The following is a 2,470-nucleotide window of genomic DNA, read 5'->3' on the forward strand; positions in this document are numbered from 1 at the left end:
CAAATACAAGGTGCACACCATCGTCTTTTTCATCTTCCTGGTGGCCAACATCGGCGGCAGTCTCACGCCTTTGGGCGATCCGCCGCTGTTCCTGGGCTTCTTGAAGGGCGTGTCCTTCTTCTGGACCACGGTGCACATGTTCCTCCCGTTCGCGGTGTTGTCGGCCATTCTGCTGGCGCTTTATTTTGTCATCGACACGGTGCTTTTCAACAAGGAAGGCCGCCCCGAGTCTCCTGACGCGGGTCAGGACGGGAAGCTCCGCCTCGAAGGAACCCCCAATCTGCTGCTTCTGGGCGGCGTGGTCGCCGGCGTGCTCATGAGCGGCATGTGGAAGCCCGGCGTTGAAATCACCATCTACGAAGTCCATGTGGAACTGCAGAACATCCTGCGCGACGTCCTGCTGCTGGCCCTGGCCTTCGTGAGCCTCAAGATCACGGCCCCGGAAATTCGCCGTCGCAACGAGTTCGACTGGGAGCCCATCCGGGAAGTGGCCAAGCTCTTCTCCGGTATCTTCATCTCCATGATCCCGGCCATTTCCATCCTGCGCGCGGGCATGGACGGCGCCCTGAACGGCATCATCTCCATGGTCAAGACCGCCGAGGGCCTCGACAATCACACCATGTACTTCTGGCTGACAGGCGCCCTGTCCGCCTTCCTGGACAACGCCCCGACCTATGTCGTGTTCTTCAACACGGCCGGCGGTGACGCCCAGCGCCTGATGACCGAGGCGGGCACCCTGCTGGCCATTTCCGCAGGCGCCGTGTTCTTCGGGGCGTGTACGTACATCGGCAACGCCCCCAACTTCATGGTCCGTTCCATCGCTGAAACGGGCGGCATCAAGATGCCCAGCTTTTTCGGCTACATGGCCTGGTCCGCAGGCATTCTGGTGCCGTGTTTCATTCTGATGAACATTCTCTTCTTCCACTAATCAACTGCCTTGAGGCGGGAATATCCGCCGTGGAGATACGACTATGATCAAAGTTGAACGTGTACTCATTCCGGTCGATGGATCGGATTCTTCCAGAAACGCGGCCAAGTACGGCGCGCATCTGGTCAATTCCAAGTCCCCCAAGATCTATCTGCTCAATGTCTGGGAGCCCATCAACATGACCATCGGCGGCGAGATGGCCGAGAAGCTGCGCGCCAACGCCGAGGCCAAATCCATGGCATTGCTCGAGGAATACAAGAAACTGCTTGAGCCCTGCGGCTTGGACGTGGAACTGATTTCACGCAGCGGCCGTCCTGACTATGCCATCCTGAATGTCCAGGACGAGCTTGATTGCGACCTCATCGTCATCGGTTCGCGTGGCTTGTCCGTGCTCGAGAACGTGATCATGGGCAGCGTTGTCACTCGTGTACTCGAAGGTGCGAGCTGCCCCGTGCTGGTTACGCGCAACCTGCGCCTGAAATACATGCAGGACGCCTGCGGGCTGTAATTCGGTAACCCGGGTTCACCTCAGAAAAAAAGCGGCCGGCTCCCTTTGGGGAGTCGGCCGCTTTTTTTCTGAGCAAGCAGGTTTTCAAATCGGTTCAGTCGGAAATTACAAGGGAAAACAACAAGGTCCATTTCCTCCTGCGTCCGTCCGTCTTTCGCGTCCGGTAAGTGAGACATACGGACCGTTTTCAGGGGGTATTGCTCTGGAAAAGGATATGGCATATGCACCCACCCGTGTGTGAAATCCGGCACAAGGGGTGGGAGTCTTCGCGTCGGAGCAAATGTCACCCGGACTGTTTCCATGGAAAGTCCGGATTCGTCCTTTGGGCTGTCGGGCGGGCATGATGCCGCGTTGCATTCATGGACCCGATGGATGGTCTGTAGTTTGGGATCACAAGGTGATCGAGAGGAAGAAGGCCGGGCGTCTGCAAGGCGCCCTAACGTGCACGTGAGCTGACTGTCGCCACAGGTGACAGCCTACAAGGAGAACATCGGATGCGAAAAAGTTCTGTCTGGTTTTTTTGTCTGGCGGTCATCGGCCTGGGGGTTCTGTGCGTCTTGCCGGATGTTTGGGCTTCCGGCGGGGATCTGCACCATGAGGCCCAGGAGATCGGCAAACATCTGGGCGTGCTCTGGGTGGTTCCTTTCGCCTGCATGCTTCTTTCCATAGCCGTCATGCCTCTTGCCGTGCCTCATTTCTGGCATCACCATTACGGCAAGGTTGCAGCTTTTTGGAGCGTGGCTTTCCTGGTTCCTTTTGCCATCGGCCACGGTTATGAACTGGCGCTGTATTCCGTGGTGCATACCCTCGCACTGGAGTACGTTTCGTTTCTGATCCTGCTTTTTTCGCTGTTCACCATCGCCGGCGGCGTCTGCCTGCGCGGCTCCTTGGTGGGCAAACCGGTAGTCAACACGGTCATCCTGCTGATCGGCACTCTGCTGGCCAGCTGGATGGGAACCACCGGCGCGGCCATGCTGCTCATCCGTCCGCTCATGCGCGCCATCTCGCACCGCAAATACAAGGTGCACACCATC

Annotated in this window: 3 protein-coding genes; all 3 read left to right on the forward strand. The window is 58.1% G+C overall.

Features of this window, described 5'->3' with window-relative positions:
• Positions 1 to 928 (forward strand): sodium:proton antiporter (locus CVU60_17925; GenBank protein ID PKN39997.1); only part of this gene is annotated, 928 nt, incomplete at its 5' end.
• A gap of 43 nt (positions 929 to 971) precedes the next feature.
• The gene (locus tag CVU60_17930; GenBank protein ID PKN39998.1) at positions 972 to 1,436 is read left to right on the forward strand and encodes a universal stress protein; all 465 of its coding nucleotides are present in this window, start codon (positions 972 to 974) and stop codon (positions 1,434 to 1,436) included.
• 494 nt (positions 1,437 to 1,930) lie between these two features.
• The coding region (locus tag CVU60_17935; GenBank protein PKN39999.1) for a sodium:proton antiporter at positions 1,931 to 2,470 on the forward strand (540 nt) is incomplete at its 3' end.

The organism is Deltaproteobacteria bacterium HGW-Deltaproteobacteria-18, from assembly GCA_002841885.1.
Lineage (GTDB): Bacteria > Desulfobacterota > Desulfovibrionia > Desulfovibrionales > Desulfomicrobiaceae > Desulfomicrobium.

Coding starts and splice junctions, on each gene's coding strand:
- CVU60_17930 (PKN39998.1), top strand. CDS start 972: ATGATCAAAGTTGAACGTGTACTCATTCCGGTCGATGGATCGGATTCT.